This window comes from Acidimicrobiia bacterium (assembly GCA_036396535.1).
Classification (GTDB): domain Bacteria; phylum Actinomycetota; class Acidimicrobiia; order Spongiisociales; family UBA5794; genus DASWKR01.
Window position 1 is genome coordinate 1 of the sequence record DASWKR010000048.1, and the last position, 22,461, is coordinate 22,461.

Annotated in this window: 19 protein-coding genes; 10 read left to right on the forward strand and 9 right to left on the reverse strand. The window is 67.5% G+C overall.

All coding sequences use genetic code 11. The features are described 5' to 3' along the window. Positions 1–626: 626 nt before the first annotated feature. Both VGC47_08280 and VGC47_08285 read right to left on the reverse strand, forming a co-directional pair. Complete coding sequence (locus tag VGC47_08280) at positions 627–1,688, reverse strand: hypothetical protein (protein HEX9855295.1); 1,062 nt, start codon at positions 1,686–1,688, stop codon at positions 627–629. A gap of 255 nt (positions 1,689–1,943) precedes the next feature. Next, on the reverse strand, positions 1,944–2,360 hold the full coding sequence (locus tag VGC47_08285) for a molybdopterin-dependent oxidoreductase (GenBank protein HEX9855296.1): 417 nt from the start codon (positions 2,358–2,360) through the stop codon (positions 1,944–1,946). A gap of 63 nt (positions 2,361–2,423) precedes the next feature. On the opposite strand from VGC47_08285, the gene glgB reads away from it, so the two are divergent. Beyond that, positions 2,424–4,304 carry a 1,4-alpha-glucan branching protein GlgB gene (gene glgB, locus VGC47_08290; GenBank protein HEX9855297.1) on the forward strand — a complete coding sequence of 627 codons (1,881 nt, stop codon included), beginning with the start codon at positions 2,424–2,426 and terminating at the stop codon, positions 4,302–4,304. Between the two features lie 120 nt (positions 4,305–4,424). Then, positions 4,425–5,528 carry a DUF2330 domain-containing protein gene (locus VGC47_08295; GenBank protein ID HEX9855298.1) on the forward strand — a complete coding sequence of 368 codons (1,104 nt, stop codon included), beginning with the start codon at positions 4,425–4,427 and terminating at the stop codon, positions 5,526–5,528. 1 nt (position 5,529) lies between these two features. Here the strand turns inward: VGC47_08295 and VGC47_08300 are convergent, their stop codons facing one another. The 6 genes from VGC47_08300 to VGC47_08325 all read right to left on the reverse strand — a co-directional run bounded on the left by VGC47_08300 (position 5,530) and on the right by VGC47_08325 (position 10,843). Then, positions 5,530–6,216, reverse strand: coding sequence for a zinc ribbon domain-containing protein (locus VGC47_08300; GenBank protein HEX9855299.1), 687 nt, complete (start codon positions 6,214–6,216; stop codon positions 5,530–5,532). A gap of 125 nt (positions 6,217–6,341) precedes the next feature. Further along, positions 6,342–8,039 (reverse strand): aminotransferase class V-fold PLP-dependent enzyme, encoded by a 1,698-nt coding sequence (locus VGC47_08305; protein ID HEX9855300.1) that lies wholly within the window; start codon positions 8,037–8,039, stop codon positions 6,342–6,344. Positions 8,040–8,136: 97 nt separating this feature from the next. After that, on the reverse strand, positions 8,137–8,901 hold the full coding sequence (locus VGC47_08310; GenBank protein HEX9855301.1) for a methylated-DNA--[protein]-cysteine S-methyltransferase: 765 nt from the start codon (positions 8,899–8,901) through the stop codon (positions 8,137–8,139). Further along, the gene (locus tag VGC47_08315) at positions 8,898–9,479 is read right to left on the reverse strand and encodes an RNA polymerase sigma factor (GenBank protein HEX9855302.1); all 582 of its coding nucleotides are present in this window, start codon (positions 9,477–9,479) and stop codon (positions 8,898–8,900) included. Before VGC47_08315 ends, VGC47_08310 begins: the two co-directional genes overlap by 4 nt. Positions 9,480–9,521: 42 nt before the next feature. Further along, a complete protein-coding gene (locus VGC47_08320) occupies positions 9,522–10,400 on the reverse strand; it encodes a hypothetical protein (GenBank protein HEX9855303.1) in 879 nt (292 codons plus the stop codon). Between the two features lie 38 nt (positions 10,401–10,438). Continuing rightward, a complete protein-coding gene (locus tag VGC47_08325) occupies positions 10,439–10,843 on the reverse strand; it encodes a group II truncated hemoglobin (protein ID HEX9855304.1) in 405 nt (134 codons plus the stop codon). A 124-nt stretch (positions 10,844–10,967) separates the two neighbouring features. Between VGC47_08325 and VGC47_08330 the strand changes: the two genes are divergently transcribed. Beyond that, positions 10,968–11,747 (forward strand): hypothetical protein, encoded by a 780-nt coding sequence (locus VGC47_08330; protein HEX9855305.1) that lies wholly within the window; start codon positions 10,968–10,970, stop codon positions 11,745–11,747. A 75-nt stretch (positions 11,748–11,822) separates the two neighbouring features. On the opposite strand, the gene VGC47_08335 is transcribed toward VGC47_08330, so the two are convergent. Next, positions 11,823–12,575, reverse strand: a complete 753-nt coding sequence (locus VGC47_08335; protein HEX9855306.1) for a DUF427 domain-containing protein — start codon at positions 12,573–12,575, stop codon at positions 11,823–11,825. Between the two features lie 92 nt (positions 12,576–12,667). On the opposite strand from VGC47_08335, the gene VGC47_08340 reads away from it, so the two are divergent. The 7 genes from VGC47_08340 to VGC47_08370 all read left to right on the forward strand — a co-directional run bounded on the left by VGC47_08340 (position 12,668) and on the right by VGC47_08370 (position 22,422). Further along, the gene (locus VGC47_08340) at positions 12,668–13,870 is read left to right on the forward strand and encodes a phosphoglycerate dehydrogenase (GenBank protein HEX9855307.1); all 1,203 of its coding nucleotides are present in this window, start codon (positions 12,668–12,670) and stop codon (positions 13,868–13,870) included. Beyond that, entirely contained in the window at positions 13,867–15,111 is a 1,245-nt protein-coding gene (locus VGC47_08345) for a DUF1015 family protein (protein HEX9855308.1), read from the forward strand. Before VGC47_08340 ends, VGC47_08345 begins: the two co-directional genes overlap by 4 nt. A 26-nt stretch (positions 15,112–15,137) precedes the next feature. After that, positions 15,138–17,024, forward strand: a complete 1,887-nt coding sequence (locus VGC47_08350; protein ID HEX9855309.1) for a molybdopterin-dependent oxidoreductase — start codon at positions 15,138–15,140, stop codon at positions 17,022–17,024. Then, positions 17,024–18,319: a PQQ-dependent sugar dehydrogenase gene (locus VGC47_08355; GenBank protein ID HEX9855310.1), complete on the forward strand. Its 1,296-nt coding sequence runs from the start codon at positions 17,024–17,026 to the stop codon at positions 18,317–18,319. The genes VGC47_08350 and VGC47_08355 overlap by 1 nt, the downstream gene beginning before the upstream one ends. 252 nt (positions 18,320–18,571) lie before the next feature. Next, positions 18,572–19,573, forward strand: a complete 1,002-nt coding sequence (locus VGC47_08360; GenBank protein HEX9855311.1) for a type IV toxin-antitoxin system AbiEi family antitoxin domain-containing protein — start codon at positions 18,572–18,574, stop codon at positions 19,571–19,573. 111 nt (positions 19,574–19,684) lie between these two features. Beyond that, on the forward strand, positions 19,685–21,505 hold the full coding sequence (locus tag VGC47_08365; GenBank protein HEX9855312.1) for an NAD(P)H-dependent oxidoreductase subunit E: 1,821 nt from the start codon (positions 19,685–19,687) through the stop codon (positions 21,503–21,505). Continuing rightward, positions 21,502–22,422 (forward strand): 2Fe-2S iron-sulfur cluster-binding protein, encoded by a 921-nt coding sequence (locus tag VGC47_08370; GenBank protein ID HEX9855313.1) that lies wholly within the window; start codon positions 21,502–21,504, stop codon positions 22,420–22,422. The genes VGC47_08365 and VGC47_08370 overlap by 4 nt, the downstream gene beginning before the upstream one ends. The last annotated feature ends 39 nt before the right edge of the window (positions 22,423–22,461 follow it).

Below are 22,461 nucleotides of genomic sequence, written 5' to 3' on the forward strand. Positions count from 1 at the left end.
CGGATTCACCCTGCTCGACCTTTCCTTGCTCGGTGTGGCACTGGTCAGGTCGAGCAGGGTGAACAAAGCACCGCAGGCCGAGCCGAGGGGGTGTCTTACGAGCGGTGGATGCTCACTTGCGCTGTCTCCCGCTTTGTGGGGGAGCGGATTCACCCTGCTTGACCTCTCCTTGCTCGGCGTGGCACCCGTCAGGTCGAGCAGGGTGAACAAAGCGCCGTAGGCCGAGCCGAGGGGGTGTCTGGCGCCGCGTGGTCTTCACTGTTGGGGCCCCCTCGACTCGGTCCCTGGCGGGACGCTCGTCGATCCTCCGGCGCTCGCCGGGGGATTGCGTATGGGGCGGGCGCTCGCCGGGGGATTGCGCGTGGGGGCTCTCGCCGCCTCACACTGTTTCCCGCTCCTCTTACGCAGTCTCCCGCTTTGCGGGGGAGCGGATTCACCCTGCTTGACCTTTCCTTGCTCGGTGTGGCACTGGTCAGGTCGAGCAGGGTGAACAAAGTGCCGCAGGCCGAGCCGAGGGGGTGTCTGGCGTCGGGTTGCCGCGACTGGTGGGCCCTCTCGACTCGGTCCCTGGCGGGACGCTCGTCGATTCCCCGGCTCTCGCCGGGGGACTGCGTGGTGGGGTGAGCTCAGATCGTGTTGTGGTCTCCGGCGAGGTGGGGGATGAAGCCCTTGAAGTGGATCTTCGTGCCGCTGTCGACATCGAGCAGGTACCAGCCGGCCTTGGAGTCCCGGACGTAGCCCACCCTTCCCCTGGCGGCACTGAAGAAGACGATGTCGCTGGCGTTGACGAGCTTTTCCTTGTGGCCGGTGAGCACGTCGATCTTGAAGATCCTCGTCTTGAAGTCCGCGCCGTCGTACGTCGTCTTGTACACGACGATCTCGTGATTGTTGATCCAACGAGCGTTGCTGTACCAGGCGTCGCAGGTGCCGGCGGCGAGCAGGTGGCGTTGCGTTGCGTTCGGCTTGACGACCATGAGCTTGGCCGCCCTCACGTACGCCAGGCCTGCGCACACCTCCTCGTCCCGCTGGTAGACGACGAGCTCGCCGTTCGGGGAGATCGACGGCCAGCGCGACTCCTTGCCGGACGTGAGCCTGGTCACCTGCTTCGTCGCACGGTCGACTGCGAACACGTCGTAGATGAACAGGTCGACGTCATTGCCTTGCCCGAGGACGATCGTGTTGCCCGAGTTGTCGATCGAAGTCGAGAGCAGCCCTCCATCGCCATCGAACCCGGAGTCGTAGCCGGGGAGGCCCGGCCCGTTCGAGAACTGAACGACCTTGCGCACCTTTTCGTTACGGCCGCGCATCCAAAGCGAGTTCACCTGCGGATCGCGCACACCTCCCGGGTCCGGCCAGAACAGGACGCGGCGCCCCGAGTCGGTGACGATCGGTTGGTGGACGTTGGGTACACCGTCCCAGAGCTCGTCTCCCGTCTTGGCGTCGTACGCCTCGAGGCCGGAGGCGCCCACACCGACCACGACCCCGGAGTCGATCGAGAACGTGGCGAGCGGTGGCAGCCTCTCACCAGCCCCCGCAGTCGAGGCGACGACGATCGAGCCGTTGTTGGCGATGTACGCCGCGATCGGCTTGGCGGAGGTGGCGGCCCCGGTCGCCGGGGCGACGAGGACGGCAGCGAGAGCTGCTGCGATTGCGGCGAGCGAGCGTCGACGGATCCGGCGTGCGGGCATGGCGGCAATCCTTCCATGGATCGGCGGACTCGGGGCGGGGTGCGGCGCGCCACGTCGCTGTGCCCCGGACCCGCACTCTATCCCCATGCATCGCCGGCCGCGGCCGGAGTTGAGCCGCCCGACTGGCACTCCCGCGTCACCCCGAGGCTCGGACGGTTCCGGCCACCTTGCTGCTCGCCCCTTGCGGTGAGCATCACACCTTCCAGGACGGGTACCGCTCCGGCAATGACAGGCCGCCCTCCGGGCAGGAGGGGCTCAGTGGAGTGGACTCTCGGGCACGTCGTCCGGCTCGGGCCCCGACGTGAGGCGCAATGTGCCGACGTTCTTCACGTTCCAGCACAAGGTCGATCCCTTGGCGACGGTGAGCCGGAACGGTCCTCCGACCGGCAAAGGACCGTCGCCGATGGCGAACGCCAGCCACCCACCCTCCACCAGGTCGGCGAGGGGGATCGATGCCCGGTAGGTCTCATCGGCCGAGATCACCGTGCAATGGGTGGCCTGCTCGAGCGGATCGGCCGCCTCGATGAGTTTGCCGACTGCGACCGCTCGGCCGGCTGCGCCGCCGGCGACCTCGCCCGCATCCTCGCCGACGCCTCCGAGCGATTCGAGATCGCCGGCGGTGAGGTCGGCTCGATGGGTGACGAGTCCTTCGACGGTCACGTAGGCGGTCACTGTCGCGAGGATACGGCTCGGCCGGTTGTGGCCGTCGGCACCTCATGCCAGGCTCGTGAGCAAATGCCTTCCCAGAGTCGTCGCCTCATAGACGACACCGTTCGCTATCTCTTCGCGCAGGGGACGCTCGCCCGCGGTTTCGACCACTTCGGCGGTCACCTCGACGAGCACGGTGCTCGATTCGCGGTCTGGGCGCCGCATGCACTCAGCGTGAGCGTCATCGGCGACTGGAACTACTGGAGCGCCGGGGCCGACCCGCTCGAACCCGTCGACGGGGGGATCTGGACCGGCCGGGTCTCGGGTGTCGTGGAGGGCAACACTTACAAGTACGCCATCCAAGGCCCGGACGGTGTCGTCCACGAGAGATCAGACCCGTATGCCTTTGCGGCCGAGGTGGCGCCGAAGACGGCATCGGTCCTGTGGAACCTCGACTACGAGTGGCGCGACCAGACGTGGATGAGCGACCGGGGCGATCGCAACGGCATCTCGTCGCCGATGTCCGTCTACGAGATGCATCTCGGGTCCTGGCGGCGCGGCACGGACGGGCTCTCGATGTCGTATCGATCGATCGCGGATCCGCTCATCGGCTACCTCACCGACCTCGGATTCACCCACGTCGAGTTCATGCCGCTCACCGAACACCCGTACTTCCCGTCGTGGGGCTACCAGACCACCGGGTACTTCGCGCCGACGTCGCGGTTCGGGACGCCACAGGACCTCATGTACCTGGTCGATCGGCTCCATCAGGCGGGCATCGGGGTGATCCTCGACTGGGTGCCCTCCCACTTCGCCACGGACGAGCACGGTCTCGGGTGGTTCGACGGCGCCGCCCTGTATGAGCACCCGGACTGGCGGCGCGGCTGGCACCCGGACTGGAACAGCGCGGTGTTCGACTACGGGAGGCCCGAGGTGATGAGCTTCCTCCTCTCGAGCGCCAACTTGTGGCTCGACCGCTATCACATCGACGGGATCAGGGTCGACGCGGTGGCGTCGATGCTGTACCTCGATTACTCGAGGGAGCCGGGTGAGTGGCTCCCGAACGATCACGGCGGCAACGAGCACCTCGAGGCGATCGAGTTCCTGCGCCGTCTCAACGTCATGGTCTACCGGACCCACCCAGGGACCTTCACCGTCGCCGAGGAGTCGACGGCGTGGCCCGGCGTCACCCGGCCGCCCGACCACGGCGGGCTCGGATTCGGGTTCAAATGGGACATGGGGTGGATGCACGACACCCTCGATTACTTCAGTCGGGATCCGCTCTACCGGTCGTACCACCAGGATCAGCTCACGTTCCGCATGATCTACGCCAACACCGAGAGCTTCGTGCTCCCGCTCTCCCACGACGAGGTGGTCCACGGCAAGGGGTCGATGGCTCGCAAGATGCCCGGTGACGAGTGGCAGCGCTTCGCCAACCTGAGGGCGCTCTACGGGTACATGTTCGGCATGGTCGGCAAGAAGCTGCTCTTCATGGGCAGCGAGATCGGGCAGTGGTCGGAGTGGGCGCACGACGGTTCGCTCGACTGGGCTGAAGTCACGCCCGGGTCGCGCCACGAGGGTCTTCAGCGGTGGGTGACCTCGCTCAACGAGGCATACCGGGCCCTTTCTCCCCTCTTCGCAGCCGACGCCCATGCAGAGTCGTTCCGCTGGATCGACGTCGGAGACGCCGCCCACTCGGTGGTGTCGTTCGAGCGTGACGACCTCGACGGCAACGTCGTCATCGTCGTCGGACACTTCTCGGGCGGCGACATCTCCGGCTACCGCATCGGTGTGGCAGGCGCCCACCCGTGGCGAGTTCTCCTCAACTCGAACGCCGAGCGATTCGGAGGGGCCGGCACGGGAACCGAGGGGGTCGTCCAACCTGACGAGGTCCCGATGCATGGCTACTCCCACTCGATCGAGCTATACCTGCCTGCCCTCTCCGTGATGTATCTCGTGCCGGCCTGATCGAATCCGTTCCGGCGTCCCACCATCGCAGTGGTGCGACCCAGGGACGCACGAACGAGGGCGGGAACCCGCTCGACCACTCTCTGCGTCCGACGGCCACGCGACCGAGGGAGTGATCTCATGATCCGCCGCCTGGCCACCACGCTCTCGACCATGGCCATCGTCCTCCTGATCGGTGCCGGACCGGCCGCCGCCTGTGGCTTTCTGGTCGCCGAGAACGGAACGGTTCAGCTCCTGCGCACGACGACGCTGGCTGCGTACTTCGACGGCGTCGAGCACTACATAACCTCGTTCGAATACGCCGCCGGCGTCGAGGAGTTCGGGTCGATCGTGCCGCTGCCGGACGTGCCGACGAGCGTGGAGCGCGGCGGTGACTGGACGCTGCAGCGACTCAATCTCGAGTTCGCGCCGCCGGAGCGGTCGTTCTTCGCTCTCAGCGCAGCAGATGCCTCTACGGCGGAAGTGATCCTCGAAACCCAGATCGACGCCCTCGACATCGCAGTGCTGCGAGGAGGCGCCGACGAGGTCGTCGACTGGGCGAACGACAATGGCTACGACCTTCCCGATGACGCGGCTGCCATGCTCGCCTTCTACGCAGACCGCAGCCCGATCTTCATGGCCGCCCGCTTCGACGCGGATCGCGCCGAGGAACTCGGCCAGAACGCGGGCGACAGCACGCCGATCCACGTGACCATCCCGACCGACTCACCCTGGGTGCCCCTGGCGATCCTCGGAATGGGAAAACAGGGCGACGCCCGCGCCGAGGCCGACCTGTACCTGCTCACGGATTCCGAGCCGCTGCTGATGCACGGCACCGGCCGGGGCGTGGAGGTCGAGGTCTCCGCTCGGACGACGCCGCTCCTCCTCGATGACCTGCGTTCGGACGAAGGGATGGAGTGGGTTCCGGAGCGCGGATGGGTGACGAAGGTGGTGATCGACGAGGCCGCCGGCAAGCTCGACTACGACCTGGCGATCTCGGTGGACGGAACGTTGCCCGCTCGCACCGACACGGGGCTCGATGCCGCCCAGGCAGCCGTCGTCACCCGGGGCGGATTCATCGCCGGGTTCGATGTGGGGACGCTGGCAGCGCCACCCGTGGCGGCGCCGTCGAACGGGACCGGCCAGGAGAGCGTGTGGCTGCTCGTCCCGCTGCTGGCGTTCTCGGTGGTAGGCGTGGCCACGATGGTGGCCGGCCCGCTGCTGATCGCCAGAAACGCTCGTTGACTCAAGGAGCGGGGACGAGCTCGATGTCGTGCGAACCGCACGTCCTGCACCGGAGGGTCGGTCCGGTCGCCGTCGGCCTCGAGACGGGCGTTGCCTGGGTGGTTGCGACCACCTGGCCGGGCCGCGGCTTGGGGCCCGGCTGAACGGGCGCCAAGACGACCCTGGCATCCATGTCGACCCCGCACGAGGCGCAGTATCTCGCCTTGCGGTGGTTCTCGGTGCCGCAGTTCGGGCACGCCAGCCACGGATCGTCTTCTGGAGGTGTGTGCGTCTCCTCCGGGTGCCCGGCGGAGACACCCTCCTGCTCATCGTCCTCGAACATGAAGTCGTGGAATGCCGGACCGAGCGGCTCGCTCGGCATCATCGCCCGGGCGCGCACGCTCACGCCGATGACCTCGCCCTCGATCGTCAGGTCGAAGAGCGCGATCTTCCTGCTGTTGGCGAAGGCGACCGCCCCCTCACTGAACCCCATCGGGCAGAACAGCAACGCCTCGAGGTCGGGGTAGCCCTCCAGGGCACGCAACAGGGCGATGACCGCCGTCTGCGTCACCGGGTTCTCGTCGATGCGCACCCTGGCGAGATACCCGCCGCCCAGCAGCTCGACCACCCCGTCGGTCGGCTCCTGGATGCGTTCCGGCGTGGCGCCGATGTGCACCATGAACCGGTGCACGGCGTGATACGCCTCCATCAAACCAAGTCTTCTGACTGCCATCGTCCAGTTCCGCTGCGTGGCCCGCCGTCCGTTACCTGTGCGCGTATCGGCACGGTTCAGGTACGCCTGGAGAGTATCGCGAGCCTGCCGCAGTCGTTCGGCTACGCCTCGGCTCCGATCTCGTCCGGCAGCGGGAACCACCGCAGATGCTCGAAGTCGGGGCTCACGTCCGGCATGCCGAACGGCACCGGAGGACCACTCTCCTCAGCCGACTTCACGATCCGGCGCGCCATGTCGAGGTAGCCGCCCAGCCCCGTCTCCTCCTCGGTGTGGCGCTTGCGGCGGTACACCATCGAGCCGTCGCCGTACTCGACGTCGAAGAGGCTCATCGGTGGCTCTGCGAGCGGATCACGGTGACGCCACAGCCCGCTCATCGGCTCGAACCGGTAGTACGGCAGGAGCCGCCAGCCGTCTGTCGCCACGACGTCGACGGCGTCGAGGATGTACTCGAACACCGCGTCCGAGATGAAGTAGTTGAAGTTGACCCGCACCCACCCCGGCTTGATGCCCTCGCATCCCTTGGCGATCTCCCGCTCGAACTCGTGCGAACGCTCGATATCGATCCCGAGGAGGCGATGCCCGTACGGCCCGGCGCAGGAGCAGCCGCCGCGAGCCTGAATCCCGAAGAGGTCGTTGAGGAGGGCGACGACGAAGTTGTGGTGCAGATAGCGGTCCCGGTGGCGGATCACGAACGAGACGATCGAGAGCCGATCGGCGTCGTGGTTGCCGAGGACCTCGACGTTCGGGTTGGCCGACCACCGGTCGATGGCGGCTCCGATGAACGCCTCCTCCCGGGCCGCGATGGTCTCCGTGCCCACCGCCGCCTTCAGTTGAAAGACGAGGCCTGCCCTGATCGAACCGATGATCTCCGGGGTCCCGCCTTCCTCGCGGTGCTCGATCTCGTCGATGTAGCGGTGCTCCGACGGGTTCACGTACGACACGGTGCCCCCGCCCGGCACGTCCGGCACCCGATTGCGGAACAGCTCGCGACGGGCGACGAGAACCCCCGGCGTCCCGGGTCCGCCGATGAGCTTGTGCGGCGAGAGGAAGATGGCGTCCTTGTACGCCAACCCGGCGTCATCGCCGTCACCCCGGAGGTCCATGTCGATGTCGACGTACGGAGCGGCGGCGGCGAAGTCCCAGAACGAGAGGGCTCCGTTACGGTGGAGCAGCGATGCGACCGCCTTCGTGTCCGTGATGATCCCGGTTACGTTGGATGCCGCCGAGAACGATCCGATCTTGAGTGGCCTGCCGGCATGCTCGACGAGTTCGTGCTCGAGGTGCGCCAGGTCGACATGGCCGTCGGCGTCCTCATCGATCGTGATGACGTCGGCGATCGACTCGCGCCATGGCAGCTCGTTCGAATGGTGCTCGAACGGGCCGATGAACACGACCGGGCGCTCGGCCGGCGGAATGCTCTCGAGCAGTCGGTAGCGGTCTGAGAGCTCGGCAGGCAACCGGATCCCGAGCACGCCGATCAGCTTGTCGACGGCTCCCGTCGAGCCCGATCCGCAGAAGATGACCGCGTGGCCGTCGGTGGCGCCGACGCAACGCTTGATGATCGTCCTCGCCTCCTCCCTGAAGCGGGTGGTCTGCAGTCCGGTGCCCGACGACTCCGTGTGCGTGTTGGCGTACAGGGGGAGGACGGCATCGCGGATGTAGTCCTCGATGAAGGAGAGCGCCCGCCCGCTCGCGGTGTAGTCGGCGTACGTGACCCGCCTCGGCCCATACGGGCCGGCGACGACCTCGGAGTCGCCGATGACCGACGACCGGATGTACTCGACGAGCTCTTCACCCACGGCACAGATGGTAGGGAATGGTCGGCGGTGAGGCCGTCCAACGGGTTCCTGCGTCCCGGTGTCGCAGGTGTGCGATGCCGGGACGCAGGAACGGATCTCATGCCGCCGGGCGGCACACCTTGCATCCTCGATAGCCCGCCGCCTCCGCAGTCTCCCGGGAGGGGAACCGCACCTCGTGGCGGCTCATGACCCGCCTGGCGTGGCGGCACGTCGGGAAGCAGTAGATCTTCGTGGTGTCGGAACCGACGAAGCGGACGCCCTGGTGTGCGAGTTCCTCATAGCCCGGCTCGAGGCCCTCGCTCTCCAGGAGCTTGCGCTTCATCGCCTCGCCGAAGGCGTACTCGCCGATCGTGCCGTCGCCGCGGCTCACCCGGTGACAGGGGATCACGACGGGCACCGGGTTCTTGTTGAGCGCGCTGCCGACGGCGCGGACGGCCCCAGGCTTGCCGATCTCTCTGGCGACCCAGCCGTACGGCCGAACCTGTCCCGCCGGGATCTCTGCCGTCTTGCGGAGGACGGCCTGCTGGAACTCGGTGAGAGCCCCGAGGTCGACCGGAAGGTCCCCGAGACGCCCGGTCTCGACGGCCTTCCTGAGACGCCGTGCGAGCAGCGTGGGAAGCTCCCCCTTCACGACGTCGCCCCCGACCCGCTCCTCGTAGTGGGAGCGGAAGGCGGCTTCGTCGGCGAGGGGCACCACCGCCGAGATGCCGCGGCGGTTGAACGCCACGAACATCGGGCCGATGGGCCCGTCGACCCTCGTGTACCTGTCGATGAGGTCGAGCTCCGCCAGCACCCGGGGGACGAGCCCTCCGGGAGCAGTCGTCCTGAGCGTGGCGAGCCCGGCCGTGACCATGTCGTTCATCGTGATGCGACCTCCTCTTCGATGATGCGGCGCAGCGTGTGGATCCCTCGATTGACATCCGACTTGACCGTTCCGATCGGCCTGTCGGTGGCCTCGGCGATGTCGCGATACGGCATGTCGACCACGTGCCGGAGCACGACGGCCGTCCGCTGCTCCGTCGACAGGGCTTCGAGCCTTCGCCGCCACTCAGCCGTGGCGACGTCTGCCTCGTCCTCTGCCGACGGTCTCGAGTCGCCCCCGTCGCCGGCCAGTTCGACCTCGGCGACTCTTCGGGAAGCCGACCGGGCGCGATTGCGAACGACGTTGAGCGCGATCGTCCACAGCCAGCCGAGCAGCTCGAGCTGCTCGATCCGGTCCGGGTCGTACCCCGCCAGGGCCCGGTACGCTCGCAGGAAGGTCTCCTGGGCGGCGTCCTCGGCGTCTGCGTGGTTGCGGCTCATCGATCGCAGCCCCGAATAGAGTCGATCCTGCGTTACGCGGACCAGGTCGGGGAAGGCGGCGTCGAGATCACGCGCCATGCGGCGCGTGAGCGATCGCTCTTGGGGGGTCACGTCGTTGTCACCTCGTGTGGTCTCCACCGATGAGAACCCCGAGGGGCGCGGCCCGGTTGCATGCCCGACTCAGTGGCGTCTGCGGAACCAGCCGTGGCCGCCCTCGTCCTCTCCTGCCGGCAGCTCATCGAGCATGGCGCCGAACTCGCCGGACGGCTCGAAGACGACCTCGCCTCCTGCGACACTGCCGTCGATCCTGTTAAGCCCCGTCGGGCGCCACCAGAAGACATCGGGGACGATCGCCCCGGGACCGGCCTCCCACAGGCGTGCCGACTCGGCGATCAGCGCCCTCGTCGAGGCGATCGCTCCCCTGTCGAGTATCGGGTGGTACAGGACGACCTCCTCGTTGGGGATTGCAACGGCGGCGCCGTATGGCGCCTCGTCCCATCTCCGGTCGAGCACGAGGAGGTGCGCCGACGTGAACGGCCCGCCCCGCAGGACGTGCACCTCGGCCCCGTCGATCGTCGTCGTCTCCTCGCGCACGTCGTCGGCCGTCTCGGTGGTGTTCCGCAGAGCCCGATCGAAGGCGATCTCGACCTTGATCGCCCAGGTCGTCAGCGTGCTGTGGGTGACCACGGATGGCTGCTCGGATCCTGCAACCATCAGTACGGCGACGAGACCCTCGTCGACGTCCCACTTGACGGCGTCCGTGGTGGCTGAGGCCGCCGCACTCGTGTGGATCCGGAGCCTGACGGCAGGGGCCGCCTCCTCCCAGGACGCCGGCATGCCGGGCGATGCGTCGAGGGTCGCGAAGTGGTCGGCGATGGCGGTCGCCCACCCGCTCGGCGAGCCGAGGGCAAGGGATTGGATGAGGGCAGCGAGGCTGTGGCGGCCACCGTCGTCTCGCTCGAGGACCATGTTCTCGACCGAGACGTCCTCGCCCCGCTCGCGGAAGTACGCCACCACGAGGTCGATAATCTGACTCACGTCTGGCTGCGAGTGCTCCACACCGCAAGGGTATCGACCCGGGCGCCCGATGGCCGGGATCAGTCCGGCTGGTTGCGGACGTGCATGGCGCTCATCTCGAGGCGCTCGTCGAGGAACGCCCGCAACGGCTCGCCGACCCCGGCCTCGTCCATGGCCAGCCGCATGCACCGCATCCACTCCTGAGCCTCCGGCGTGCCGATCGGGAACGGGAGGTGCCGCATCCGGAGACGAGGGTGGCCTCGCTTCTCGACGTAGAGGGGAGGGCCGCCGAGCCACCCGGACAGGAACTCGTAGAGCTTCTGGCGTGACGTCGACGTGTCGCGGGGGAGCATGGCACGGATGCCGGGCGACTCGGCTTCGATGGTGTCGTAGAACGCCTCGACGAGTCGACGGACTCCATCGTCGCCGCCGATGGCCTCGTACGGGGTCTGGAACGGCCCCCAGTCGCTGCTGTGCACCTGCATGGCGTCGCCAAGGATACGGCTGCCGGCCGCGGCACTCCCCATGTGGTGGAACCGATGACGGATTGATCACACCGTGACGGGTGAGCTGCGTATGCTCGCCACGAGACGGGAAAGGGGTGAGGGCGTGAGGCAGTCAGATTCGGCCTCTGTCGTTGACCGTGTGGTGAGGGCGGCGTTCGTCGCCTGCCTCGTCATCGGTTGGATCATCGTCGTCGGCGCGGACGCCGACGCCAGCATCGAGGGCCCCTGCGAGGGGGAGGCGACCGTCGACGGCGTCACGTACGACGACACGTACGACACCAAGGACAACGCCATCCGGTTTCCTGAGAACCCTGGTGGCATGGTGATCCCGTACCGGGGCGCCATCACCGCCGAGAACATGGACTACGACGGCAGCGTCGGCGTGGTGATCGGTCCGGCCGTCGTGGCGATCGCCGACTGGGGGCCCGACGAGAATCCGCAGGACACGCGTGAGAAGCAAGGCGACTACACGCTCGGCACCGAGCTCGACAACCTCGTCGGGATCTACGAGGTACGCGCCGTGCACAACGTCGGCGGCGCCGAGGCATGCTCGGCAACCGTGTACATCAAGATCGAAGGAAGCCCGCTGTCCACGCCGATCGGGCTCGCCGCAGTCATCGGCGCCGCCATCTTCCTGATCCTCATGCTGCTCGCAGCGATGAAGAAGAGCGGTGAGCTGCGGGGCAGACCCGTCCTCGGGCTCATCATGGGCCTGCTGTTCGGTCTGTTCCTCGCGCTCGTGCTCCAGCAGTTCTGCATCTGGCCTCTCGACAACCTGACCGTGATCGGCCTTCCGCTCCTCATGGCTCTCGCCGGGCTCGGCCTCGGCGTGTGGGGACCGTTCGGGAAAGCGCCTCCGACCTCGATCGAACGCGCCGTGTGAGCGGCGTCCCCCATCCGGTCTGGCGTCCCCCTGTCCCGTTGATGCGACGGAGGGACGCAGGAACGGGAAGGGAACTCAGCTGAAAGGCGTCTCGGGGGGTTGCTCGGGGACGCCGTCGACGTGGATCTCGACACGCTCGTTGTAGAAGCTCACGTATCCGGCGATGTCGGCGGCCTCGCCGATGGGGTGCCGGTACCACCACACGACGTTCTCGAAGGACTCGCCACCGGCGTCCACCGTGTAGTAGTTGGCCATCCCCTTGTACGGGCAGTACGTCTCGAGATCGGTCACTGTCAAGAGGTCCATGCGCACGTCGGTCTTGGGGAGGTAGTAGCGGGTCGGGAGGCCCGTCTCGAACAGGAGCTTCGGCTGTCGTGAGTCTGCGACCTTCTCTCCGCCGATGAACACCTCGACGTGCCTGCTCGACTGGAGAACGTCGACCCTCGTGTACGGGTCCCGGGGATGCACGTAGATCTGCTCGTCTTCCTCGAACCACGACTCCATCTGGCCGAAGTCGATCCTCACGTGGTCTGCGATCTCGTCGATAGGTGACTGGCGGTACCACAAGGCGGCCCCAAGAGCCTCCGCCTTGTCGGTCTTCACGTCGTACACCTCGGAGTCTCCGCGGCTGGGTGAGCGGTTCGTGTCACCGCTGGCGACCAGGAACTCGATGTTCACGTCGGATGCCGGGATGTAGTACGTCGGGTAGTAGGGCTTCTCCCACACCATCTTCACGTTGACACTATCGGCTATGAGGCGACCTCCCAGGTAGGTCCTCACCCGCTTCGCCGTCGGCTCGACGCGTACTCTCCCTCTGGTCGTCGTCATGTGATGTCCCTCCGCTCGGCGCCATGTGGTCAAGCCAACGGACGCCCGCAGACGAGCATTCCCACCCGCAGCCGCCCGCTAGCTTCCAGGTCGTGGACATCCTCATCGCCGACAACTTTCCCGTAGGCGCCGTCGCCGAGCTGCGCGGCGCCGGCCACACCGTCCGGCACGAGCCCGGCCTCGGCGCCGACGACATCGCCGGCGCGATCGGCGATGCCTCCGCCCTCGTCGTGAGGGGAACCAATGTGGGCGCCGCCGTCTTCGATGCGGGCAAGGCGCTCCGGCTCGTCATCCGAGCGGGCGCGGGAGTGAACACGATCGACGTGCCGGCCGCCTCGCAGGCCGGAGTCCTCGTCGCCAACACGCCGGGCAGGAACGCCATAGCCGTCGCCGAGCTCGTCCTGGGGCTGATCACCGCGATAGACCGGCGCATCCCGGACGCCGTCGCCGACCTGCGGGCCGGCAGATGGGACAAGGGCCGCTACTCGAAGGCCGAGGGGCTCGCCGGCAAGACGCTGGGAATCGTCGGCGTCGGGGAGATCGGCCTCGAAGTCGCCAAGCGGGCGACGTCGTTCGACATGCATGTCATCGCGGTGCAGAAGGCGGGACGTCCTCCCGGTGTCCTCAGGCGCATCGGCGAGATCGGCATCGGGCTGGTTTCCGACGACGACGCCCTCCTCACCACAGCCGATGTGGTCTCGATCCACGTGCCGGCGACCCAGGAGACGGCCGGTCTCGTCGACGAGAGGTTCCTCGCCACGATGAAGGAAGGGGCGATCCTCATCAACACCTCGCGGGGCGATGTCGTGGACGAGGAGGCCCTCGTCGCCGCGATGGACACGAGAGGCATCAGGGCGGGGCTCGACGTCTTCAGGGACGAGCCATCGGGCTCCGAGGGGGACTTCACGTCTCGCCTCGCCGCCCATCCGTCGGTGTACGGCACGCACCACATCGGTGCATCGACCGAGCAGGCGCAGCGGGCGATCGCGGCCGAGGTCGTCGAGATCGTCGCCGCTTTCACGAGGGGCGCCCTCCGAAACTGCGTCAACCTCGCCGACCAGCCGGCCGGGGATGTCCTCACCGTCCAACACGTGAACCGCGTCGGTGTGCTGGCCGGCGTTCTCGGCGTCCTCCGTGACGCCGGCATCAACGTGACGACCATGGAGAACCGTCTGTTCACCGGCGGCCACACGGCAACGGCGTCGATCAGGGTCGACGGGGAGCTCGGCGAAGACATCGCAGCCACGGTCGAGGCGCTCGACACGGTCGTTTCCGTGACCGTGGTCCGGACGTGACCCCGCTGTTCCGTCCGTTCGCCGCCTACCTGGCCAGCCCGGAGAAGGCGGCCGAGGTGGCCATGCCACCCGTCTCGTCGGTGACGAGCGAGCAGTGGGAGCGCCTCACGCAAGAGAAGCCGAACAGCTTCCTCCACGTGATGCGGTCGGCCATCGACAGTGACGGCACCGAGACGGTCGAGGTCCCAGGCATCACGGACGGGCGAGCCCGGCTCGACGAGATGATCTCCTCGGGGGTCTTCGTCCCCCACCCCGAGAAGGCGTACTACCTCCACCGACTGGCTTCTGACGACGTCGCGAAGACGGGGGTGGTCGCAGAGATCGCAGTTGCCGGCATCGCGGACGGGCGGGTGAGGCGCCACGAGGCGACCCGCGTCGAGACCGAGGAACGCATCGCCGTACACCTCCGCGAGGTCGGGGCCCACGCCAATCCTGTCGCCCTCACCTACAGGGTCGATCGGGACCTCGCCCATCTCGTCGACCGCCTGACGCGGGGCACGCCCGTCATCGACTTCCTGGCGGACGACGACGTGCAGCAGACGATCTGGATCGTCGACGAACCGGGCGACGTCGCCGCGCTCGACGAGGCCCTTGCGAAGATCGACCGGCTCTACATCACGGACGGGCACCACCGCTGCGCCGCTGCCGCCCGCCTCGCCGCCGAGGAGGCCGATCTGTCGGCAGGCTTCGTCGGCGTGGTCTTTCCCGACGACGAGATCCGTCTCGTCGAGTACAACCGGTGCGTGCTCGATCTCGGCGGGATTTCCGAGGCGTCCGTGATCGCGGCGCTCGAGGCCAGGATGCAGGTCGACGAGCTCCACATCGGCTGGGCGGAGGAGGCCCGCCCGAAGCGGCGGGGAACCGTCTCGATGTGGATGGGAGCCAAGTGGTATCGCCTCATCCTGCCGGACGCGGCACTGGGCGATCCGGTCGCCGAGCTCGACGTGGCGCGCCTCCAGAGTGAGGTGCTCGCCCCGGTGTTCGGCATTGCCGATCCTCGAACCGACCCACGGCTCGTCTACGTTCCGGGCACTGTCGGTATGAGCGGGCTCGAGCGGCGAAGCGGCGCGGCGTGCTTCGCACTCCATCCGACGAGCCCTGCCCAGGTGATGGCCGTCGCCGACGCCGAGCTCGTCATGCCGCCGAAGTCGACGTGGTTCGAGCCGAAGGTCCACGGCGGGCTGATCGTCAAGGTCGACCGGATGTTCGACGAGTCCGGACGTTCCCCCGGGGCGGTATAAGCTCGACGCGAAGACTCGGGGAGGAGGTGACCAGGGTGCAGAAGAAGTACACCCGGCTGACGACCCCACTCGTTCGCGACGGCGCCGTGCTGCGCCAGGCCTCGTGGGACGAGGCGCTCGATAGGGCCGCGGCGGGCCTCTCGGCCCACAAGGGCAGCACATACGGGATGTTCTCGTGCTCGAAGGCGACGAACGAGATGAACTTCATGGCGCAGAAGTTCTCGCGCATCGTCCTCCAATCGAACAACATCGACAGCTGCAACCGCACCTGACACGCTCCATCCGTCGCCGGTCTGGCGGCAGTGCTCGGAGCGGGGGGCGGTACCTCTTCGTACGAAGAGATCGAGACGGCAGACGTCATCCTGTTGTGGGGATCGAACGCGCGTGAGGCGCACCCGATCTTCTTCCATCACCTCATCAAGGGCGTCCGCAACGGGGCCAAGATGTACGCAATCGACCCGCGGCGGACCTCGTCGTCGGAATGGGCAGACGCCTGGCTCGGGATCGACGTCGGCTCCGACATCGCGCTGGCGAACGCCGTGGGGCGCGAGATCATCTCGGCGGGGCTCGCCGACATGGCGTTCATCGAGCGTGCAACGACCGGGTTCGAGGAGTACGAGCGAACCGTCGAGCCGTACACACTCGAGCGAGGCGAGCAGATCACCGGTGTGCCGGCAGAAGTCATCCGCCAAATGGCACACGATTACGCCACTGCGCCGACCGCCCAGATCTGCTGGACGCTCGGCATCACCGAACACCACAACGCCACCGACAACGTCCTGGCGCTGATCAGCCTCGCCCTCCTCACCGGCCACGTCGGGCGCTACGGATCCGGGCTCGTCCCGATTCGCGGTCAGAACAACGTCCAGGGCGGTGGCGACATGGGAGCCCTGCCCAACAAGCTGCCCGGCTTCCAGGACATCACGGATCCGGTGGCGCGCGGCAAGTTCGAGGCGCTGTGGGGAGTCGACGTCCCGGCAGAGCCCGGGTGGCACATCTCGCTCATGTTCGAGGCGATGGAGCGAGGTGACATGCGGGCGCTGTACGTGATCGGCGAGAACCCAGCCCAGTCGGAGGCAGACGTGTCGCACACGATCGGGCTGCTCGAGGGGCTCGACTTCCTCGTGGTCCAGGACCTCGTCCTCACGAAGACCGCCGAGATGGCCGACGTGGTGTTCCCTTCCGCCGCCTCGTGGGCCGAGAGCGAAGGCACTGTGACGTCGAGCGAGCGCAGGGTGCAGCGGGTGCGCAAGGCGCTCGAGCCACCGGGCGAGGCCAAGGACGACATCGAGATCCTCAGCCTGCTCGCCGACCGGCTCGGCCACCCCTGGGGCATCCCGACCGCAGAGGAGGCGTGGGACGAGCTGCGCTCGTTGTCACCGATGCACGCCGGCATGTCGTATCGCCGTCTCGAGGACAACGGCGGGCTGCAATGGCCGTGCTACGACGAGGACGACCCGGGAAGCCAGTTCCTCCATGCCTGGCTGTGGGACGACCCGATGCAGCGTGATCCTGCCCCCTTCATCCCGACGGAGTGGCTGCCTCCCGTCGACGAGCTCACCGACGAGTACCCGATCCGCATGACGACCGGTCGGCGCCTCGACTCGTACAACACAGGCGTGCAGTCCGGTGGCTTCGACTCGCCGATCCGCAAGGGTGGGCGCATCGAGCTGTCTCCTGAAGATGGCCTGGCTCTCGGGATCGACGAAGGCGACATGGTGCGGGTGTCTTCGCGGCGCGGTGCCATCGACGTGCCTGCGTTCTTCCACGCCAGCCTGCGCCCCGGGCTCGCCTTCATGCCCATCCATTTCCCCGACGAGGTCGACGTGAACCAGCTCACGATCGACCACTGGGACCCGAAGTCGGGCACCGCCGAGTTCAAGGCCACCGCCATCCGCGTCGACTCGGTGTGATGACGCGCTGGTTTCCCGGCGCGGCGATCGTGCTCGTCGTCTCGATGGCGGCGGCGTCCTGCAGCGAGACGACGCCCGACGCCGCAGGATCCAGCACGACGGGCGAGCCGCCGAACGGCACCACGAGCGAATCCTCCGAGCCGCCGGCCACGACCGGTGGCGGTCCTGGCGCGTCGTCCACGACGGTGGCGACGTCCACGACCACCGCGCTTCCCGAGCTGCCGCTCCGAGGACTCGACCTCGAGCTCATCGGCGAAGGATTCCATCAGCCAACCGTCGTCGCTTCACCGCCGGGTGACCTGCGGCTCTTCGTCGTGGAGCGGCAGGGCACCATCGAAATCATCGATCCCGAAGGCGGTCCGCTCGAAGGCCACTTCCTCGATCTGCGGGATCGGGTCGGGTCGAACGGCATCGAGCAGGGGCTGCTCGGGCTGGCGTTCCATCCCGACTACGAGGCCAACGGGCGGCTGTTCGTCTACTACGTCACGACGGTGGGCAACCGTCGCCTCGCCGAGTACCGCGTCGGCGACGACCCGAACCAAGCGGACGTCTCGACCGAGCGCGTGCTGTTGGAGCGGGAGCAGCCTCCGGACTCGTCGGACATCCGCCACTACGCGGGCAACGTCCTGTTCGGACCAGACGGATACCTCTACGTGTCCCTCGGAGACGGCGCCGACTTCCGCAACCAGGGACAGGACCCGAACACCGTGTTCGCCTCGATCATCAGGATCGATGTCGACGGGGGTGAGCCCTATGCCATCCCAGCGGACAACCCGTTCGTCGACGGCGGGGGGGCACCCGAGGTTTGGGCCTACGGGCTGCGCAACCCGTGGCGTTTCACGATCGACCCCGTCGAGCGCCTCCTCTACGTCGCCGACGTCGGCCAGGCGGACTACGAAGAGGTGAACATCGTCTCGATCGACGAGGGCGGCTACAACTTCGGATGGCCCATCACCGAAGGCAAGCATTGCTTTTCGCCCGCGGACTGCGACATGGCCGGCTTGACGCTTCCGGTGATCGAGTACGACCACGAATCAGGCTGCTCGGTGACTGGAGGGCACGTGTACCGCGGCGCCGCCATTGCGGAGCTGGACGGTCATTACTTCTATGCGGACTGGTGCAACGGCTGGGTGCGCAGCCTCAACTACACGGCGGGGCCGGCCACGACGCTGCGCGACTGGACCGCGGACCTGGCCGGCGTTGGCCAGCCGAACACGTTCGGCATCGGTGGGGACGGCGAGCTCTACGTCGCCAACTACGAGGGCCAGGTGTTTCGAATCGTTCCCGTCCGCTGAGAATCCGTTCATGCGTACCTCTGTCGCGCATGTGCGATGTGGGGACGCCGGAACCGAGGGGGCGCCGGGTGCGTTCCGTTCATGCGTACCTCTGTCGCGTATGTGCGATGTGGGGACGCCGGAACCGAGGGGGCGCCGGGTGCCTTCCGCTCTTGCGTCCCTCTGTCGCGTATGTGCGATGTGGGGACGCCGGAACCGAAGGGGGGCGCCGGGCAACCGTCGCTGTCACACCCCATGCTCATGATCGGATGGATGAGCAGAGACACAACACTGGCACACCTCGCCGCGGGTCAGCACGGCGTGTTCACCCTCGAGCAGGCTCGAGAGATAGGAATCGATGGACGCCTCGTCTTCCAGCGGGTTCGGCGCGGGGTCTACGAGGCCGTCGCGCCCGGCGTCTACGGCATCGGCGGCGCGCCGTCGAGTCGATCGAAGGACATCGTCGTCGCTGCGATGTCCATCGGCCCCGAGGCGGTCGCCTCGCATGGGACGGCGGTAGACCTGTGGGGCATCGGACCGAGCTGCGATCGCATCCACGTCGTGGTCCGACGGTGGCGGCGGCGCAGGAGGACCGACTTCTCGGTTCACGAGTCCCTCGATCTGGAGGATTCCGATCGAACCGTGCTGAACGGTATTCCGGTCACGACCGCCGTCCGCTCCGTCGTCGACATCGGTGCGACTGCGCCATGGCTGACAGAGCGGGCGCTCGATGCAGGCGTGCGCAGAGGGCTGTTCACCGTCGCCGACGCGGTGCGGCTCGTTGCTCGGGTTGGAAGGAGCGGCCGACGGGGGGTCGGGGTGATCCGACCGCTGCTGGACGAGCGACTGTCCTGGGTCGGGGCGTCCGAGAGCGCCTTGGAGGACAGCTTCCGGGGCATCATCTCGAAATCCGGGCTGCCCATGCCGGTGTCGCAGTACGAGGTGTATGACGCCCTCGGCGACTTCGTGTGCCGCGCCGACTTCGCCTATCCCCAGGATCGGCTTCTCATCGAGCTCGACGGCTCGGCCTATCACACCGATCGCGTCGACTTCCAGCGGGACAGGTCACGCCAGAACAGGGCAGCGCTGCAGGGTTGGCGATTCCTGAGGTACACGTGGTTCGACGTCACCGAGCGAAGGCAGGTGATGGTTTGGCAGATTCGCTCGGCCCTCGCCGACGAGACCGCCTTTCTTGCGTCTCTCGATCGCACCATTGCGACGCCGGGACGCCAGAACGGCTCAGGTGGAGCGCTCGAGAGCTCCGGCGTCCCGTGATCGCATATGTGCGATGCAGGGACGCACGAACGGGAGGGGGAGTCCGCAGGCGGCGTTCCGTTAGTCTGCACGTGCCCGCGATCAGGGGAGCCGGCCATAGATCTGAAGCTCATGTCGGCCGTCCCGACGGCGCAGGAGCGCGCCGCGGTCGACTCCGTGCTCGGGCTTCCCGAGTCGGGATGGGCAGGAGGGATGAGGCGCCCGATCGACGGTCACGTTGCTTTCGGCGGCTTCCATCGGTCCCAGGATCTCCGTGACCAACTCCTCCCCGTCCTCCACTCGGTTCAGTCGGCTCTCGGCTGGATCTCTCCAGGCGCCCTCAACTACGTGTGCGAGCGGCTGATCGTGCAGCCGGCCGAGGCGTACGGCGTGGCCACGTTCTACTCGCTGTTCGCAACGGAGCCGCGCCCTCCTCGCGTCGCCCACCTCTGCGACGACATCGCCTGCAAGCTGGCGGGTGCCGACGACATCGCGCTGCTCTTGGAAACCGAGCTCGGGCCGTCCGGATCCAATCCGGACTCCACCTGGATGCCGAGTCCCTGTCTCGGGCAGTGTGACCGGGCCGTGGCTGCGCTGCTCCAGCTCGCCGGCGATGATGACACGGTCCTCGCCCCGGCCACTGCGGAGGGGATCGTCGCCGCGCTGGCCGGCCAGAAGTCCCCGCAGCTGCCGCCGATCCCATCGCCGACGCCGCAAACCGAGTCGGACCCGGGGGAGCTGCGGATCCTGCGGAGGATCGGGGTCGTCGACCCCGAGAGCCTCGTCGACTACCGGTCCGCCGGAGGGTACGACGCCCTGGCGCAAGCGATCACGCTGGGAGCGGACGCGGTGATAGGCGAGGTGAGGGCAGCGAATCTGCGAGGCAGGGGCGGGGCCGCTTTCCCGACGGGCGTGAAGTGGGAGGCGGTGGCGGCCGGGTCGGCGACGCCGAAGTACGTGGTCTGCAACGCCGACGAGTCGGAGCCCGGCACGTTCAAGGACAGGGTGCTCCTGGAGGGCGATCCGTTCGCCGTCATCGAGGCGTTGACCATCGCCGGGTTCGCAACCGGCGCAGTGCGGGGATTCGTCTACATCAGAGGCGAGTACCCGTTGGCCACCCACCGAGTCGAGACGGCGATCGCAGCCGCCCGATCGGCGGGGCTGCTCGGAGAGGATGTCATGGGGGCGGGATTCGCCTTCGACGTCGAACTGCGAAGAGGCGCAGGCGCATACATCTGTGGCGAGGAGACGGCGCTCTTCAACTCCATCGAGGGCCACCGGGGGGAGCCCCGCCAGAAACCGCCATTTCCCACCCAGGCCGGCCTCTTCGGCAAGCCGACGGTCGTCAACAACGTTGAGACGCTGGCCAATGTGCCTTCGATCGTCATCGGGGGCGGGGAAGCGTTCGCGGCGATCGGCACCGCCGAATCGACCGGCACCCGCCTGTTCTGCCTCGCCGGGCACGTCGGGACACCGGGGGTCTACGAGGTGCCGTTCGGAACGACGCTGCGCCGGCTCGTCGACCTGGCAGGCGGTTTCGTAGGCGACGTGAAGGCGATCCTCCTGGGAGGCGCCGCCGGCTCGTTCGCCTCGCCCGAGGTGCTCGACCTGCCGCTCACGTTCGAGGACACGAGCGCTGCAAACGTGTCGCTCGGGTCCGGCGTGGTGATGCCGTTCAACGAAACCACCGACTTCATGGCGATCGCCCATCGAATGGCGGGATTCTTCCGCGACGAGTCGTGTGGGCAATGCGTGCCGTGCCGGGTGGGGACCGTCCGTCAGGAGGAGGCGCTCTTCCGGCTGTCGAGCGGTACCGGCGACGACACAGAGCTCGAGCTGTTGCGCCAGATCGACCAGGTGATGAAGGATGCGTCGATCTGCGGGCTCGGTCACACGGCGGGGTCTGCGATCCAGTCGGCGATCGGCCTCGGCCTCATCGGAGGTGCGGCGTGATCGAGTCGAGGATCGATCCGCCGCGACGACTTGTCGAGATCACCCTCGATGGTGAGCAGCTGCGTGCTCCGGAGGGCAGCACCATCCTCCAGGCGCTCCGCTCGGCCGGAAAGCCGCAGCCGACGTTGTGCTACCTCGAGAACCTCACTCCCGTGAACACCTGCCGGGTGTGCGTCGTCGATGTCGCCGGCTCGCGCACCCTCGTGCCGGCGTGCTCCCGCTCTGTCGAGGATGGCATGCAGATCGCAACGGACACCGACCGCGTGCGGCACAGCCGAAGGATGGTGTACGAGTTCCTCGCCTCTTCCGTCGACCTGAGCCTCGTCGACGACGCGACGCGAGCATGGATGACCGAATACGACGTCGACCCGGGACGATACGGTCCGGCGGCCGCGCCTCACGTCACTGCACCGCATGCCGGCCACCACGAGCCGCCGGTCGGCAGCACCGCGGCCACCGTCGCCCAGCCCGTGAAGATCCACGACGACCTCTACATCAGGGATTACTCCAAGTGCATCCTCTGCTACAAGTGCGTCGAGGCGTGCGGCGAGGACGCCCAGAACACCTTCGCCATCGAGGTTGCCGGCCGTGGTTTCGACGCCAGGATCTCCACAGAGTTCGACATCGAGCTGAACGAGTCTTCGTGCGTGTACTGCGGCAACTGCATCGGGGTCTGCCCGACCGGTGCCCTCATGTTCAAGTCCGAGTTCGACCTGCGGCAGGACGGGACGTGGGACGAGGGCCGCCAGACGATCACCACGACGATCTGCCCGTACTGCGGTGTCGGCTGCAATCTCGAGCTGCACGTCCAGGACAACGAGATCGTGAAGGTGACCTCGCCGCTCGACCACAGTGTCACGAATGGCCACCTCTGCATCAAGGGCCGCTTCGGTTTCCAGCACGTCCAGAATCGCTGATCGGAGAGCCGGGAACGAACGGCGCCCGTGGGGTGTCTA

Coding starts and splice junctions, on each gene's coding strand:
- VGC47_08280 (HEX9855295.1), bottom strand. CDS start 1,688: ATGCCCGCACGCCGGATCCGTCGACGCTCGCTCGCCGCAATCGCAGCA.
- glgB (HEX9855297.1), top strand. CDS start 2,424: ATGCCTTCCCAGAGTCGTCGCCTCATAGACGACACCGTTCGCTATCTC.
- VGC47_08295 (HEX9855298.1), top strand. CDS start 4,425: ATGATCCGCCGCCTGGCCACCACGCTCTCGACCATGGCCATCGTCCTC.
- VGC47_08300 (HEX9855299.1), bottom strand. CDS start 6,216: ATGGAGGCGTATCACGCCGTGCACCGGTTCATGGTGCACATCGGCGCC.
- VGC47_08310 (HEX9855301.1), bottom strand. CDS start 8,901: ATGAACGACATGGTCACGGCCGGGCTCGCCACGCTCAGGACGACTGCT.
- VGC47_08325 (HEX9855304.1), bottom strand. CDS start 10,843: ATGCAGGTGCACAGCAGCGACTGGGGGCCGTTCCAGACCCCGTACGAG.
- VGC47_08335 (HEX9855306.1), bottom strand. CDS start 12,575: ATGACGACGACCAGAGGGAGAGTACGCGTCGAGCCGACGGCGAAGCGG.
- VGC47_08355 (HEX9855310.1), top strand. CDS start 17,024: ATGACGCGCTGGTTTCCCGGCGCGGCGATCGTGCTCGTCGTCTCGATG.
- VGC47_08360 (HEX9855311.1), top strand. CDS start 18,572: ATGAGCAGAGACACAACACTGGCACACCTCGCCGCGGGTCAGCACGGC.
- VGC47_08365 (HEX9855312.1), top strand. CDS start 19,685: ATGTCGGCCGTCCCGACGGCGCAGGAGCGCGCCGCGGTCGACTCCGTG.